The following is a 13730-nucleotide window of genomic DNA, read 5'->3' as shown; positions in this document are numbered from 1 at the left end:
ACCGGACCTTGGCGACACGTGCAACGTGCCGCGCAAGATCCGCCTGCGGCGCAGTCTGCCCTTCAATAACTGAATTCGGAGTAAATTCGGGTCAGATCTCCCTCCCACTCCCCGCGATACTGGGCAAGCAGTTCGTCGGCCGGGGCCATGCCCGTCTCGATGCTGTCTTCCAAGGCGTGCAGGAAATGGCGTTCGTCCTGCACCATGCCGCCAAGCCCGGGCCGCGCCCGCGCCCGAAGGCCCGACCGGGCGATCCCGATGACATGGGCGGCAAGGGACAACATGCTGCGCCCGTCGACATGGGCCTGTAGCCCGTCGCGCGCCGCGGCCACGCGCCATTCCTCTCGCGTCTCGGCATCCCAGTCCTTGACCAGATCCCATGCCGCGTCCAGCGCGCCCTGATCGTAGGTCAGCCCGACCCAGAAGGCCGGTAGCGCGCACAGCCGCCGCCACGGGCCGCCGTCGGCGCCGCGCATCTCGATGAACTTCTTGATCCGCGCCTCGGGGAAGATCGTCGTCAGGTGGTCGGCCCAGTCCGACAGCGTCGGCGTTTCGCCCGGTAGGGCGGGCAGCTTGCCCTCAAGGAAATCGCGGAAGGATTGCCCCAGCGCGTTGATGTATTTCCCGTCGCGATAGACGAAATACATCGGCACATCGAGCGCGTAGTCCACCCAAGCCTCGAACCCGAAGCCGTCGTCGAACACGAAGGGCAACATGCCGGTGCGTGCCGGATCGAGATCGCGCCAGACGCGGGAGCGCCAGGATTTCTGCCCGTTGGGCTTGCCCTCCAGAAACGGCGAATTGGCGAACAGGGCGGTGGCGACGGGCTGCAGCGCTAGCGCCACGCGCAATTTCTGAACCATGTCGGCCTCTGACGAGAAGTCGAGGTTCACCTGCACGGTACAGGTGCGGTACATCATGGTCTTGCCCATGGTCCCGACCTTGTCCATGTAATCGGTCATCAGCCGATAGCGCCCCTTGGGCATCATCGGCATGTCTTCGTGTTTCCAGATCGGCGCACAGCCCAGCCCGATGAAACCGACCCCGATCTCGTCGGCCACGCCCTTGACCTCTCGCAGATGGGTGTTCACCTCGTCGCAAGTCTGGTGGATCGTCTCAAGCGGCGCGCCCGACAGTTCAAGCTGACCGCCCGGTTCAAGGCTGATATTGGCCCCTTCCTTTTCCAGCCCGATCAGGTTCTCGCCCTCGAAAATGGGCGCCCAGCCGTGGCGGAAGCGCAGCCCCTCCAGCACCGTCAGCACAGAGCGTTCGCCGGTGTAGGGGATCGGCTTCAGCGTGTCCTTGCAGTAGCCGAATTTCTCGTGCTCGGTGCCGATGCGCCAGTCTTCCGGGGGTTTGCAGCCCGCTTCAAGGTATTCGGCAAGCTGGGTGCGGGACTCGATGGGGCCGCCGCCGGATTGGGGGATGGACATGGGGAGGGGGTTCCGGATCATTCGCGTGTCGTGAGGCCAAGAGGTGCGCCGGGGGGGCGCCCAAGTCAAGGCCCCGGCTTTTTTCACCGTCTTTGGGGTATAGCTGGGCGGCCCCAACCGTCTGCGGCTGAGAGGGGCCTCAAGCCTCCGGCTTGCCGTGCGGGGCGGATGGGCCGAACACGTTCAGCATGGCAAGCACGGTCACCAGGACCGGGATCGCGATGACCCCGCCCGCCGGTCCCCACAGCCAGAGCCAGAACACCAGCGACACGAAGACCAGCAGCGGGTTCACAGCTATCCGTTTGCCCACGAAGCTGGGCGTGACGAACTGCGCTTCAATGAAGTTGAGCGACAGGTAGACGGCCGCAGGGGTCAGCGATGCGGCCCCGTCGAACACGAAGACGCCCGCCAGCAGCAGCGACAAGGTCATGGTCGCCGGCCCCACATAGAGAACGAAGTTGAGCAGCGCCGCCACCGCCCCCCAGGCGATTGCCCCCGGCAGGCCCAGTACGGTCAAGCCCAGTGCGACGGCAACGCCAAGGCCCGCATTGATCATCAGGATGGTCAGAAAATACTGCGACACCAGACGTTCGGCTGTGCGGATGCGCCGGATGATGACGCTTGGCCCCATGGTCTTGCCCAGCGTGCGGGACAGCCACGTATAGATGTTGTCGCGGGTCAGCAGGAAAAAGAACAGCGCCGCGAGGAAGATCAGGGTCTGTGCGCCGATCCGGGGCGCCACGAACAGCGCATCGGTCAGAGAGGGCAGGTTGGCGCGCATCGCGGGCACGTCTGCCGCCCCTGCGCCAAGGGCCCGTTCGACTTCCTGGTTGACCTCATCGATGTTCTGAAAGACGCCGCGAAACTCGTTCATCAGGCCGCGCAACTCCCACCTGATGATGGGCCATTGATCGACGACCCGGTCCAGAACGGGTTCCAGCGCGAAAACCAGTGCGAAAAGACCGAACAGGCCGGCGGCCGGCAGGGCCGCGGCGACGAAGGCCCGCGGCAGGCGGAGCGTTTCGAGACGGTCGGCGAGGGGGGCAAGGATGATCCCAGCCACAAGCGCCAGGGTCAGTGGCGCAAAGATGTCTTCGCCGATCTTGAGAGCGGTGAGCCCGGCCATGCTGGCCAGAAACACAAGTGCTGTGCGGGACAGCGGGTCAAGGCGTACAGGTTGATCAGTCACGCGGTGGAAACGTCCTTGGGCTCTTTTTGGTTCCGTGAAAAATTGTCGGAACATTTATCAAAAGGCGGCGTTGGGTCGGTGTAGTGAGAAAAGGGAGAACAATTATGAACCTTGACCAAGTGAAAGGCAAATGGAGCCAGTTTACCGGACGTGCCCGCGAAGCGTGGGGCGTTCTTACCGACGATGAAATCCAGAAGACCGAGGGCGACCGCGAGCAACTGGTCGGCCTGATCCAGGAACGGTACGGCAAGGCCCGCGAAGTGGCCGAAGAGGAAGTGGACCATTTCCTCAAGAAGCTGTCGTAACGCTTCGTGCTTGGACAAAATACGCCCCGGCTGAAACGGCCGGGGCGTTTTGTTTTCGGGGGTTGTGATTTTATCTGTTTTAGAGAGGCTATGCGGCTGTGCCTTTGCGTGCCGCATTTTTCTATTTGGGAGATCGTCAAGCCCGCCGCGAGGCGCCCGCCTCACGGGCCGCACGCCCTGCCTCAAGACCAGCAGCGAAGCCTTCTGCCATATGCATGAAGGGGGCGTAGGGATCGTCTTCGTCGTTCTGTTTGCCGCTATTGCCGTCGGACAGAAGCGCGATGGCCCACAGGACAAGCCCCGCCCCGACATAGGCGCTTCCGATCACGCTAGCGGCGAAGATCGTTCCCCCCTCTCGGGAGAGCACCAGCCAAGCGGCCACCGTCAGAAACGCAGAACCGGCTGAAATGCAAACGAAACCGGCCGTGCCGAACGCCAGGCGTCGGGAAAACGCCTGGACCTTTCGTTCGGCCGCGCGAATAGGCGCCTGCAGCATCAGCGCCGCCCCGCGAGCAACCCGACGAGGAAGCCGACGCCCACCGCGATGCCCATGGCGCGGGCGGGTTTCTCCCGGATGGCATCGCTGGCCTGATGACCGAGGTCGATACCGCTGTCGCGCAGAGCAGACAGGGCGTCTTCCCCACGTGCGCGCAGATCGGCAGCCTGCCGTTCGGCACCGTTCCGGAATGCCTCGCCTTTGGCGGCGCCCATTTCGGACAATGTGCGGGAGATCCCCGCAATATCCGCCTGCAAGTCTTGGATCTGCCGTTCAAGGTCGTCGCGTCGCGCTGCACCGTTACTTGATTGACCCATGTCTATCTCCTTTCGTGGTGAATGGATTTTCTGGTGTGAAACGCGAGATATTAAAAATGGTTCCAAGATAATTTTCGCAAAGATTCACGATTTTCCGGAACCTTGGTTGGGGGGTGAAGTTGTAATTGCATCAGCTATCGAAAAGGGAGCTTGAAAATGCTGTATTGGGCACTTGTTTTTCTGATCGTTGCGATCGTCGCCGGCGCATTCGGGTTTGGGGGGATCGCTTCGGCCTCTGCGGGTATCGCGCAGCTTCTGTTCTTCGTGTTCCTCGTTCTGTTCATCGTCGCGCTGGTTGCGCGCGCGCTTCGCGGCCGGACGCCCTGATCGGGGCGGCGCCTTGAACGGTATAAGCCGGAGTTAAGCACAAAGGCCCCGCCGGAATGTCGGCGGGGCCGCTTTGAAATTGCACCGTGCTGAACTTTGGTCAGGCGCCCAGCGTTTCGGTGCTTGCAAAGAACATGGCCTGGCTCACGGCAGAGCGGACCTGATCCTCGGTATAGGGTTTTGAGATCAGGAAGGCCGGCTCTGGCCGTTCCCCGGTCAGCAGGCGCTCGGGGAACGCGGTGATGAAGACGACCGGCCGCTCGCCCAGCTGCGAAAGAATGTCGTTGACCGCATCGATGCCAGAGGAACGGTCAGCCAACTGGATATCGGCGAGGATCAGATCGGGCGGGTTCTTCGCGGCCAGTTCGACCGCATTGCTGCGGGTGCGCGCAACCCCCGTCACCTCATGGCCAAGCGATTGAACGATGGTAGAGATATCGACGGCAATGATGGCCTCGTCCTCGATCACCAGGACACGGCCGGCAATCGATTTCGACATTTCCTCCCGCGCGATGCGGATCAGCGTCTCGGCCTCATCGGCCGAAACGCCCATGATATCGGCGACGTCCTCGACCATGAACCCCTCGACGCTGTGCAAGAGCAGTGCTTCGCGGGTGTTCGCGGTGAGATTTGCCATCCGCGCCTGCGCGCGCCCCTCGATCCCGTCAAGACTGTCGGGTTCCGGCGTCGGCGCGCCGGACGACATCCAGATCGAGTTGAAGACCTTGAAAAGGGCCACCTTCGGGGAAAGGCCGCGCTCGAACATGTCCGGATCGGCAAGGATCGCTTCCAACGTCGCGACGGCATAGGTGTCGCCGCTTGTCTGGCTGCCTGTCAACGCGCGGGCGTAGCGCCGCAAATAGGGCAGTTCCGTCCCGATCAGGATGGAAAGGTCTTCTTGGCTGTGCATATCCGACATGGCTGTCCTCAAAATCTCGATGTTGTTTGGAACCGAACGTGTCATAGCCGCGTTCGGTTCCGAAGTCTGATCGATTTTTGGCGGGCGGGCACAATGCCGAAAAAAGTGAACAAAGGGCAAATGCAAGAACAGATCGATGAAAACCTTCGTCGTGCCTATGCACAGACGGTCGAGGAAGAGGTGCCAGAGCGGTTCCTGAAGCTTCTGGATCAATTGCGCAACCAAGGCGCGGGCAAGCCGGACGACAAGGACGGGTCAAAGAAGTGAGCGAACACCCCGATCCACGGGACGAGCTTGTCTCGCACTTGCCGGCGATGCGCGCCTTTGCGCTCAGCCTCACGCGGAATGCGGCCACGGCCGACGACCTGGTTCAGGATGCGGTGGTCAAGGCGTGGGGGAATATCGACAAGTTCGAACCCGGCACGAACCTGCGGGCGTGGCTCTTCACGATCCTGCGGAACACCTATTACTCGCTGCACCGCAAGCGTCGGCGCGAGGTCGAGGACCCCGATGGCGTGATGGCAGGGCACCTGTCGGAAAAACCCCATCACGACGGCCGTCTGGCGATGGGCGATTTCCAGGTGGCGTTTGCCAAGCTTCCCGACGAACAGCGCGAGGCGCTGATCCTCGTCGGGGCCGAGGGCTTTTCCTATGAAGAGGCGGCGGCAACATGCGGCTGCGCTGTCGGCACGATCAAGAGCCGGGTCAACCGCGCCCGGGCGCGTCTGGCCGAGTTGATGCATCTGGAGGACCCCAGTGATCTAGAGATGACCGATCGGACGACGCTGGCGGCCTTGACCGGGAAACCCCTTGCATGACGGACCGGTTGAAGGCGCGTCTTGGAACGCGCCGCGTGACGAACAGCCTTGCCATCTGGCTGGTCGGGGCCCTGACCGTGGCGATGCTGCCCCTTGGTCTGATCTCGGTCTACCAGACATCGAAGGTCCTGCATGAATCAGAGCGTCTGTCCGGCGTCGCGCTGATGGACCGGACGCAGCAGGCCGCGGCGGGAACGCAGGCGCTGATACAGTCGGCCTTCGGGGCGGCCCGGTCGGTTGCCGCGGCCAATGTGCTGTTTGCAGGCGATGGTCAGAACTGCGACGCGGTGCTGGCGCGTCTGGTCGAAGGGACCGAGGCCTATATCTTCGCGGGCTACATCACCGCCGATGGCCAGATTGCCTGTTCCTCGTCGGGAGAGCGGATCAGCGTGGCCGATGACGCCTATTTCCTCGAACTGCTGCGCGATCCCCGCGCCCGTGTCGATACGCGGCTGAATCCCTCCCTGCAAAACCCGCGGGTCGTGCGTGTCAGCGTGCCGGTTTTGGAGGGGGACGTCTTGACCGGGTTCGTGCTGATTTCGCTGCCCTATGCGGCGGCCTATTACACGCTGGACGATCACGGCGAACCGGTTGACCTTCTGGTGTTCGACGACGACGGCGATTTCGTGACAGCCGAAGCGGCCGGACGGGAGGAGAGCGCGGCCCCCGAAACCTATGAGGAGGTCCTGCCCCAGGACCTGACGCTGGAGGATCTTGCCGCGGTCGGTCGGCAATCTTTTCGCGGCCAGAACCGGCTGGGCGAGATCCGCGATTTCGCGGTCGTCCCGGTGGTGGAGGATCGGGTCTTCGTGCTGGGAAGCTGGGTGCCGGAACGGCGGAGTTTCCTGCCGGCAGCCGGGCGGACCATGGCGCTGTATTTCCCGCTGGTCATGTGGGTGGCCGGGGTTCTGGTTGCGTTCTTCGCGGTGCACTGGCTGGTGATCCGGCATATCGCACGGCTGCAATCCTGGATGCGCCTTTATGCAAGCGGTCACACCTGTTTCGAGACCGCGAGGCTGGACAACGCCCCGCACGAGCTGGAGGTCGTGGCCGAAGCGTTTCGCAGCATGACCCGGCGACTGGAGGAGCAGGACCGGGCATTGGAAGAGGATCTTGCGGAAAAGACGATCCTCCTGAAGGAAATCCATCACCGGGTGAAGAACAACCTGCAACTGATCACCTCGATCATGAACATGCAGATCCGCAGCGCCCGCAGCGCAGAGGCGCAAACCTTGCTGCGCCGCGTGCAGGACAGGGTGATGGCGCTGGCGGCAATCCACCGGTATCTCTACATGGCGCGGAAGCTGTCGGTGGTGCGGGCAGACCGATTGCTAGACGACATCATCGGCAAGCTGGGCATTGTCAGCGATGCGGGTGACGGCAACCGCGTGCGCATCTCCACGCAGTTCAGCCCGGTCGAAATCGGGCCCGATCAGTCGGTTTCCCTGTCTCTTCTGGCGACGGAGGCCGCGATCAACGCGGTGAAGTATTGCGGCGCAGCGCGGGGTGAATCGGCTTGGATCACCATCGCGCTTCAGACGCTGGACGACGGGCGCATCTGTCTCAGCGTCGTGAACTCCCGCGGGTCCGGTCCGGTCGAGGGGCGGCCGGAACTGGAAAGTTCGGGCATGGGGCAGCAACTGATCCAGTCGTTCGCCCTGCAACTGGACGCCGATCTTGAGATCCAGGAGACCGCCGACCGCTATGAAGTCCACCTGACCTTTGCCCCGGCTGATTTGTCGATGGACGACGAGGAGGACGAGGAAACCCTGATGCCAGCAGGAACCTGATCGCGCCCAAGGCGTTGATATGTCATGGCAATTGAAAGGAGTTTCCGATGACCAAGACAGGACTTCGCGCATTCGCGATCATCGCCGTGTTGGGCCTTGCGGCCTGTGAAACGGTCGAGGGCGCCGGTCAGGATATCCAGCAAGCGGGCTCGGCGATTTCGCAGGAAGCCCGCGAGATGCAGCAATAGACAAGATGGGGCCGGGGAACCGGCCCCATTCGCTTGTAACCGGCCCGCTCAGGCGTGATCGAACCCTGCCGCGGCCGCCTTGGCGGACAGCATGGCATCGGCCACGGTACGGCGGGCCGCCTTGCGGGCATCCCCGAGAATGATCGCCTGGGGCCGGTGAACGGAGCGGCCATGGGCATCGGTCGGGCACCAGTCGCTGGCATCGACCAGACCGGTGGCCCGTGCGATTTGCCCCGCCCCCTGACGCGTGACGAAATTCACGACATCCGCACGCAGGCGCCCGGCCGTCGTTTCCAGGCTGCCTTGTGCAGGATCGATGCTGAGCACCGTGCCGCCATCTTCGGCCATGCGCCATTCGGCATCGAGGCGCAGACCTTCGCGATCGCGCCCCTGATGAAAACGGTTGGCCAGATCGGTGTTCGACGCCCCGTCCAGAATGGTCAGCCGGCCGCCGGGCTTCGCGCGGTCCAGAAGGCGGGCAAGGTTCATCGCGCGGTCAAGGGCGGCGTCGGGATGGCTGAGCACCTCTGGCAGCCGCAGAACCACATGGCCGTTCTGTGGCAGGGCGGCCAGTTGGGCGGTCAGGCGGCGCGCCTCGCGCTCGCTGCCCCATGCCGCGGGCCAGAGATGACGGGCCCGTGCGTCGAGCCCGGCGATGGCTTCGTCGACGGGCGCCGTACCGGGGGCCAGCAGAAGCCTGTCGAAGGCGAGCGTGCGGCCGCTGAACAGGCTCATGCGGGCCGCCGTCCAGTCCAGATCGACAACGTCATCAAGGACCACGTCGACACCCGCCCGGCGCAAGGCATCGAGGTTCGGGCCCGCGGCCGGCTTGGCGAACGCGGCGGCCTGCGCCCGGCCCAGACGGCGCGGATCGCGTTCCACCAACAGGACGGAGGTATCGGGCTGCGCCTGTCGCAGGGCAAGCGCGGCGCTGGCCCCGGCGGGGCCGCCGCCCACGACAACAACCTGCGTCGCGGCGCGCACCTGCGAGACCGTCAGCCCGCAGGCGCCGGTCACGGCGGCACCGGCAACAAGATACTGGGCGAAGCGGCGGCGGTTGAGTGTCTGCATTATCGTGCCTCCATGGCATTGGCCCGGCATCCGCGCGGGCTCACTTCTTCTCAAGCAGTTCGGCGTCGGGATGGATCGGGCGATAGATTTCCACCCGGTCGCCTTCCTTCACGGGCTTGTCGAGCTTGGCGAGCGTGCCGAAGATGCCAACCTTGTTGGTTTCAAGATCGATTTCGGGAAACTGGTCCAACAGGCCGGACCGTTCGATCACGTCACGCACGGTGGCGCCTTCCGGCACGTCGAGGTTCTTCCAAACCTGTGTTGTCGCCTTGGCGAAGGTGGCGCTGACGATCATGGCTGCTCTCCGGTCTGGGCCTGTTGCCGGCTCAGCACGCCGGCGGCGGTGAACACCTTTTCGACATTCGGGTTCTGGACGCGTGCCTGACCGGTCGTGCTGCGGCTGTCGACCACGGATTTCAGCGCCAGGAGGAAGCCCAGAACGATGAAACCACCGGGGGGCAGGATCATCAGCAAGAAGCCCTGATAGTCGGGAATGACCGTGATTTCGAGAAACGCGAACTGGCTGCCCAGCAGGAGCGAGGCATTGGCAAAGAGCGTGCCGGAGCCCAGGATTTCGCGCACGGCCCCCAGCACGACCAGCGCGATGGTGAACCCGATCCCCATCATCAGCCCGTCGAAGGTTGCCGCCAGCGGGTTCTGGCGCGAGGCGAACGCCTCCGCCCGGCCAAGGATCGCGCAGTTGGTCACGATCAGCGGGATGAACAGGCCCAGCACCTTGTGCAGATCGTGCAGCCAGGCGTTCAGGGCCATATCAACGACGGTCACCAGACAGGCGATCAGCAGCACGAAGGCCGGGATGCGAATTTCGGGTGTAATCACCTTGCGCAGGACAGACACCGCAAACCCCGACCCGACCATGACCGCGGTCGAGGCCAGCCCCATGCCCAGCCCGTTGGTGGCCGTGCCGGTCACGGCCAGCAGGGGGCAAAGCGCCAGAAGCTGGCCGAAGACGACGTTGTTGTCCCAGATCCCGTTGCGGGCGATGGTGACATAGGTGTTGGACATCACTCGGCCTCCGTCTCAGTGGTGGCGGTCAGCAGGGCGCCGCGATGGCGTGCGAACAGCGACAGGCCACGGTGGACGGTGCCAACCACGGCGCGGGGGGTGATCGTCGCGCCCGAGAACTGATCGAAGATGCCGCCGTCTTTCTGGACCTTCCAGCCCTCGGGGCCGGGGTTGGTCAGCGACCGGCCGGTGAAATCCTCGACCCAGTCGTCCTTGGCGATTTCGATCTTGTCGCCCAGCCCGGGCGTTTCGGTATGCGACAGGACCCGCACGCCCAGCAAGCTGCCGTCGGGCGCGACGCCCATCAGCACCCGGATCGCGCCGGAATAGCCAAAACCCGTCAGGACGAAGGCCACGCCGGTCACCTGGCCGTCTTCCGTGGCGATGTAGACGGGCACCGACCCTTCAGCCTCGTCCGACAGCGTTCGCATGTCGGCCACAAGGTCGTTGTCGTGCAGATCCGCCGGAATGACCTGCGACAGCGAGGCCAGCAGATCCTCTGTCGCGCGGTCGGCGATCGGGCCGCTTGTCATCTCGTTCGAGGCGGAGAGGATCAGCGCCGTCGCCAGTGAGAAGAGGCCGAGGAGGAGCCCGTGCCAGACCGGTGACTGGCGCAGGCCGCCGTTGCGGGGCGCACCGTTTTCAGCCGCGGGGGACGTGTCGGTCATTTCTTGGCTCCCAGCGCAAGCGGCTTGCCGGAGCGGCCCCGGCCAAAGATCCGCGGGCGGACATATTCGTCGATCAGCGGCGTGCAGGCGTTCATCAGCAGCACGGCGAAGGCCACGCCCTCCGGGAAGGCCCCCCAGGTGCGAATGATGAAGATCAGCGCGCCGATGCCGATGCCGTAAATCAGCTTGCCCCAGCCGGTGACCGGAGAGGTCACATAGTCCGTGGCGATGAAGAACGCGCAGAACATCAGCGACCCGGACGCCAGATGCAGATAGGGCGGCGGGAACTGGTCGGGCGCGATCAGCCACGCGGTCCCGGCCAGAACATAGACCGTGCCAAGGATGCTGAGCGGGATGACGACGGTGATGATGCGCAGCATGATCAGGCAGACCCCGCCGGCCAGCAGGAGCACCGCGCTGGTCTCCCCAAGACTGCCGGAGACGAAGCCGAAGAACTGGTCATGGATGCTGCCGGCCTCGGCCAGGATGCGGTCCATGGGCAGCCCGGCGTCGAGCTGGCTTTTGACATGGCTCAGGATAGAGGCGCTGCTGACGAAGTCGAATTCGGGGCTGCCACCGAAGGTGATACCCAGCGATTGCATGAAGGTCGGGCCGGTATCGCCCCGAAGCGGCGGGACCCACATTGTCATTTGCACCGGCAATGCGACCAGAAGCATGGCGCGGGCCACCATGGCGGGGTTGAACAGGTTCTGCCCCAGCCCGCCGAAGACATGCTTGCCGATGACGATGGCGATGCCAGAGCCGATCACCCCGATCCACCAGGGCGCCAGCGGCGGCAGCGACATCGCCACGATCCAACCGGTCAGGATGGCCGACCCGTCCGTGGCAAAGCGCCAGATCGGTTTGCCCGCGATGGCAAGGCACAGGACCTCGAACACAAGGGCGGCCGCGACGGTCGTCAGGAACAGGAAGACCGAGGGCCAGCCGAAATGGTACATGCCGAAGGCCGTGGCTGGGCTCAGGCAGGCCATCACCGCGATCATGGTGCGCGAGACGTTGAACTTTGAATGGGTGTGCGGCCCGCTGGCCAGAAGGGGCGCCGTCATTTCACTGCCTCACCGGTCTGCGATGCCTCGGCGGCCTGCGCCGCTTCGGCCTCGCGTTTCTTCTTGGCTTCCATTTCGGCCTTGCGCTTGGCCATGGCCGCGCGCTTGGCCTCGGCGATGGCTTCCAGTCGGGCGGTGCGTGCCTCGGCCAGGCGTTTGGTCTGTTCCTGTTGGTGCTTCCGGCTGTCCTGTTCGGCCAGCTTGCCCTTGGCGAACTGGATGGTCTGTACCAGCGGCCGGTTCGACGGACAGGTGAACGAACAACAGCCGCAATTGATGCAGTCGAGCAATCCGACCTTCGCGGCGCCGTCCAGATCGCCCGCATCGATGCGGCCGTTCAACTCGAACGGGGTCAGCCCCATCGGGCAGACCTGCACGCACAGCCCGCAGCGGATGCAAGGCATGACGTCCCGGTCCCGGCTTTCGCCATGGGTCAGCGCGAGGATTCCGTTGGTGCCCTTCACGATGGGCACGCGCGGGTTCTGGATCGGCTGGCCCATCATCGGGCCGCCCAAGAGCAACCGCTCGGGTTCTTCCGTCAGCCCGCCGCAATGGGCGATCAGTTCGGTAACCGGCGTGCCGACCAGCGCGCGCACATTGGCGGGGCGTTTGATGCCGCGCCCCGAAACGGTGACGACGCGCGAAATCGACGGCTCGCCATAGCGCACGGCAAGGTGCACGGCATGGGCGGTGGCGGCGTTGTGCACCACAATGCCAAGTTCGGCGGTCAGCGCGCGTGCCGGGGTTTCCTTGCCGGTCAGCGACTTGACCAGGTGTTTTTCCGAGCCCATCGGGTACTGGGTGGGCACGGCCTTGACCTGGAACGTATAGCCAAGCGCGCGGTTGTGGCGCGACATCACCTCGATCGCTTGCGGCTTGTTCGCCTCGATCGCGATGATGACCTTTCCCACGCCAAGCGCCTTGGCCATGATCCCGATACCGTCGGCGATTTCCTCGGCGCGTTCGCGCATCAGGCGGTCGTCGCAGGTCAGGTAGGGTTCGCATTCCGCGCCGTTGATGACCAGGGTGTGCAGGTCGTATTTCGCGCGCAGGTTCAGCTTGACGGCGGAGGGGAAGGTCGCGCCGCCCATGCCGACGATCCCGGCCTCGGCCACCTTGGCGGCGATCTCTTCCGGTTCGGCATTTTCCGGGCGCAGGCGGGCCAGACGTGGGCCCCATGTGTCCTTGCCGTCGGGGCGGATGGTGATCGTGGGCACCGGCAGGCCGGATGGGTGCGGGGCCGTGAAATGTCCGACCGCGATCACCCGGCCAGAGGTCGGCGCATGGATGTTGGCCGATACCGGGCCGCGGGCCTTGCCGATCAGTTGGCCTTTCAGCACGTGATCGTCACGTTCGACGATGGCCTCGGCTTCGACCCCGATATGCTGTTGCAGCGGCACGCGGATCAGCGCGGGGATCGGCATGTCCTCGATTTCGCAGTCCGCGGTCAGGAACTTGCGCGTCTCGGGGTGAACCCCGCCCTTGAAGGAGAAAAGCTGTGCCGGATTAATCCGCCCGGCGAGGGATTGGATGCTCATGCTGACAGCCTCATGTCTTCGGCCCCCGGTTCGAGGTCGGGCTTGTCCCAGTACCAGTTGCGCAGGGTTCTGGGCTTGCTGCGCCGAATGATCGCCTCGGTCGGGCAGACCTCAATGCAGGCATCGCAACCGATGCAGGCGTCGACGATCACGGTATGGATCTGTTTGTTCGCGCCGACGATGGCGTCGGTCGGGCAGCGCTTCAGGCACTTGGTGCAGCCGGTGCAGTGATCTTCGAAGATGAAGGCGACCATCGGCTCGGCCTCTGCCAGTCCGCCCGCGTCGCCAGCGTTGGGATCGGCGCCGGTAATCTCGGCAAGTTGCAGCACAAGCTCTGCGCCACCCGGCGGGCACATCGTGATCGGCGCCTCGCCCCCGGCCACGGCCTCGGCCGCGCCACGGCAGCCGGGATAGCCGCAACTGCCGCAATTGGTGCCGGGCAGCAGGCTCTCGATCTCGTCCACGATGGGGGGCGTTTCGACGTGGAACTTGCGGGCGGCGAGCCCCAGCAAGAGCCCAAGCCCCACTCCAAGGACAGTCATCGACACGACGGCATAGAGCATTCTTGCGTTCTCCCT

The 13730-nt window shown here is 64.3% G+C and carries 18 protein-coding genes; 6 read left to right on the top strand and 12 right to left on the bottom strand.

Annotated elements, in window-relative coordinates:
• Positions 1 to 62 precede the first annotated feature (62 nt).
• Positions 63 to 1433 (bottom strand): glutamate--cysteine ligase, encoded by a 1371-nt coding sequence (locus RGUI_RS09590; RefSeq protein ID WP_081532853.1) that lies wholly within the window; start codon positions 1431 to 1433, stop codon positions 63 to 65.
• A gap of 139 nt (positions 1434 to 1572) precedes the next feature.
• Positions 1573 to 2622: an AI-2E family transporter gene (locus RGUI_RS09585; protein WP_253799081.1), complete on the bottom strand. Its 1050-nt coding sequence runs from the start codon at positions 2620 to 2622 to the stop codon at positions 1573 to 1575.
• A 104-nt stretch (positions 2623 to 2726) separates the two neighbouring features.
• Here RGUI_RS09585 and RGUI_RS09580 point away from each other — a divergent pair, with 104 nt between their 5' ends.
• On the top strand, positions 2727 to 2927 hold the full coding sequence (locus RGUI_RS09580) for a PqqD family peptide modification chaperone (RefSeq protein ID WP_081532851.1): 201 nt from the start codon (positions 2727 to 2729) through the stop codon (positions 2925 to 2927).
• A gap of 136 nt (positions 2928 to 3063) precedes the next feature.
• Here RGUI_RS09580 and RGUI_RS09575 read toward each other — a convergent pair whose 3' ends face one another.
• Together RGUI_RS09575 and RGUI_RS09570 are read right to left on the bottom strand one after the other, a co-directional pair.
• Positions 3064 to 3423: a hypothetical protein gene (locus RGUI_RS09575; RefSeq protein ID WP_081532850.1), complete on the bottom strand. Its 360-nt coding sequence runs from the start codon at positions 3421 to 3423 to the stop codon at positions 3064 to 3066.
• A complete protein-coding gene (locus tag RGUI_RS09570) occupies positions 3423 to 3740 on the bottom strand; it encodes a YqjD family protein (protein ID WP_081532849.1) in 318 nt (105 codons plus the stop codon). The genes RGUI_RS09575 and RGUI_RS09570 overlap by 1 nt, the downstream gene beginning before the upstream one ends.
• Positions 3741 to 3896: 156 nt before the next feature.
• Here RGUI_RS09570 and RGUI_RS09565 point away from each other — a divergent pair, with 156 nt between their 5' ends.
• A complete protein-coding gene (locus tag RGUI_RS09565) occupies positions 3897 to 4067 on the top strand; it encodes a DUF1328 domain-containing protein (RefSeq protein WP_081532848.1) in 171 nt (56 codons plus the stop codon).
• A 100-nt stretch (positions 4068 to 4167) separates the two neighbouring features.
• On the opposite strand, the gene RGUI_RS09560 is transcribed toward RGUI_RS09565, so the two are convergent.
• Positions 4168 to 4986: a response regulator gene (locus RGUI_RS09560; RefSeq protein ID WP_081532847.1), complete on the bottom strand. Its 819-nt coding sequence runs from the start codon at positions 4984 to 4986 to the stop codon at positions 4168 to 4170.
• 120 nt (positions 4987 to 5106) lie between these two features.
• Between RGUI_RS09560 and RGUI_RS21200 the strand changes: the two genes are divergently transcribed.
• The 4 genes from RGUI_RS21200 to RGUI_RS09545 are packed head-to-tail and all read left to right on the top strand — an operon-like array spanning position 5107 to position 7782.
• Positions 5107 to 5253, top strand: coding sequence for a NepR family anti-sigma factor (locus RGUI_RS21200; protein WP_371587390.1), 147 nt, complete (start codon positions 5107 to 5109; stop codon positions 5251 to 5253).
• On the top strand, positions 5250 to 5804 hold the full coding sequence (locus RGUI_RS09555; RefSeq protein ID WP_081532846.1) for an RNA polymerase sigma factor: 555 nt from the start codon (positions 5250 to 5252) through the stop codon (positions 5802 to 5804). Before RGUI_RS21200 ends, RGUI_RS09555 begins: the two co-directional genes overlap by 4 nt.
• Positions 5801 to 7594 (top strand): sensor histidine kinase, encoded by a 1794-nt coding sequence (locus RGUI_RS09550; RefSeq protein WP_081532845.1) that lies wholly within the window; start codon positions 5801 to 5803, stop codon positions 7592 to 7594. Before RGUI_RS09555 ends, RGUI_RS09550 begins: the two co-directional genes overlap by 4 nt.
• Positions 7595 to 7641: 47 nt before the next feature.
• Positions 7642 to 7782 carry an entericidin A/B family lipoprotein gene (locus RGUI_RS09545; protein WP_081532844.1) on the top strand — a complete coding sequence of 47 codons (141 nt, stop codon included), beginning with the start codon at positions 7642 to 7644 and terminating at the stop codon, positions 7780 to 7782.
• A 48-nt stretch (positions 7783 to 7830) separates the two neighbouring features.
• Here the strand turns inward: RGUI_RS09545 and RGUI_RS09540 are convergent, their stop codons facing one another.
• The 7 genes from RGUI_RS09540 to rsxB are packed head-to-tail and all read right to left on the bottom strand — an operon-like array spanning position 7831 to position 13715.
• Complete coding sequence (locus RGUI_RS09540) at positions 7831 to 8853, bottom strand: FAD-dependent oxidoreductase (protein ID WP_253799078.1); 1023 nt, start codon at positions 8851 to 8853, stop codon at positions 7831 to 7833.
• 40 nt (positions 8854 to 8893) lie between these two features.
• Positions 8894 to 9148, bottom strand: a complete 255-nt coding sequence (locus tag RGUI_RS09535) for an RnfH family protein (protein WP_081532843.1) — start codon at positions 9146 to 9148, stop codon at positions 8894 to 8896.
• Positions 9145 to 9879: an electron transport complex subunit E gene (locus RGUI_RS09530; RefSeq protein ID WP_081532842.1), complete on the bottom strand. Its 735-nt coding sequence runs from the start codon at positions 9877 to 9879 to the stop codon at positions 9145 to 9147. Before RGUI_RS09530 ends, RGUI_RS09535 begins: the two co-directional genes overlap by 4 nt.
• A complete protein-coding gene (gene rsxG / locus RGUI_RS09525) occupies positions 9879 to 10547 on the bottom strand; it encodes an electron transport complex subunit RsxG (RefSeq protein WP_081532841.1) in 669 nt (222 codons plus the stop codon). The genes RGUI_RS09530 and rsxG overlap by 1 nt, the downstream gene beginning before the upstream one ends.
• Positions 10544 to 11614 (bottom strand): RnfABCDGE type electron transport complex subunit D, encoded by a 1071-nt coding sequence (locus RGUI_RS09520; RefSeq protein WP_081532840.1) that lies wholly within the window; start codon positions 11612 to 11614, stop codon positions 10544 to 10546. Before RGUI_RS09520 ends, rsxG begins: the two co-directional genes overlap by 4 nt.
• A complete protein-coding gene (gene rsxC / locus RGUI_RS09515) occupies positions 11611 to 13152 on the bottom strand; it encodes an electron transport complex subunit RsxC (protein ID WP_081532839.1) in 1542 nt (513 codons plus the stop codon). Before rsxC ends, RGUI_RS09520 begins: the two co-directional genes overlap by 4 nt.
• Positions 13149 to 13715 carry an electron transport complex subunit RsxB gene (gene rsxB, locus RGUI_RS09510; protein ID WP_081532838.1) on the bottom strand — a complete coding sequence of 189 codons (567 nt, stop codon included), beginning with the start codon at positions 13713 to 13715 and terminating at the stop codon, positions 13149 to 13151. Before rsxB ends, rsxC begins: the two co-directional genes overlap by 4 nt.
• Between the last annotated feature and the right edge of the window lie 15 nt (positions 13716 to 13730).

Origin of the sequence: Rhodovulum sp. P5, assembly GCF_002079305.1 — a bacterium.
In the GTDB taxonomy this organism is placed as follows: domain Bacteria; phylum Pseudomonadota; class Alphaproteobacteria; order Rhodobacterales; family Rhodobacteraceae; genus Rhodovulum.
Note: the sequence above shows the minus strand (reverse complement) of the source record. Positions and strands in the feature narration are given on the sequence as shown.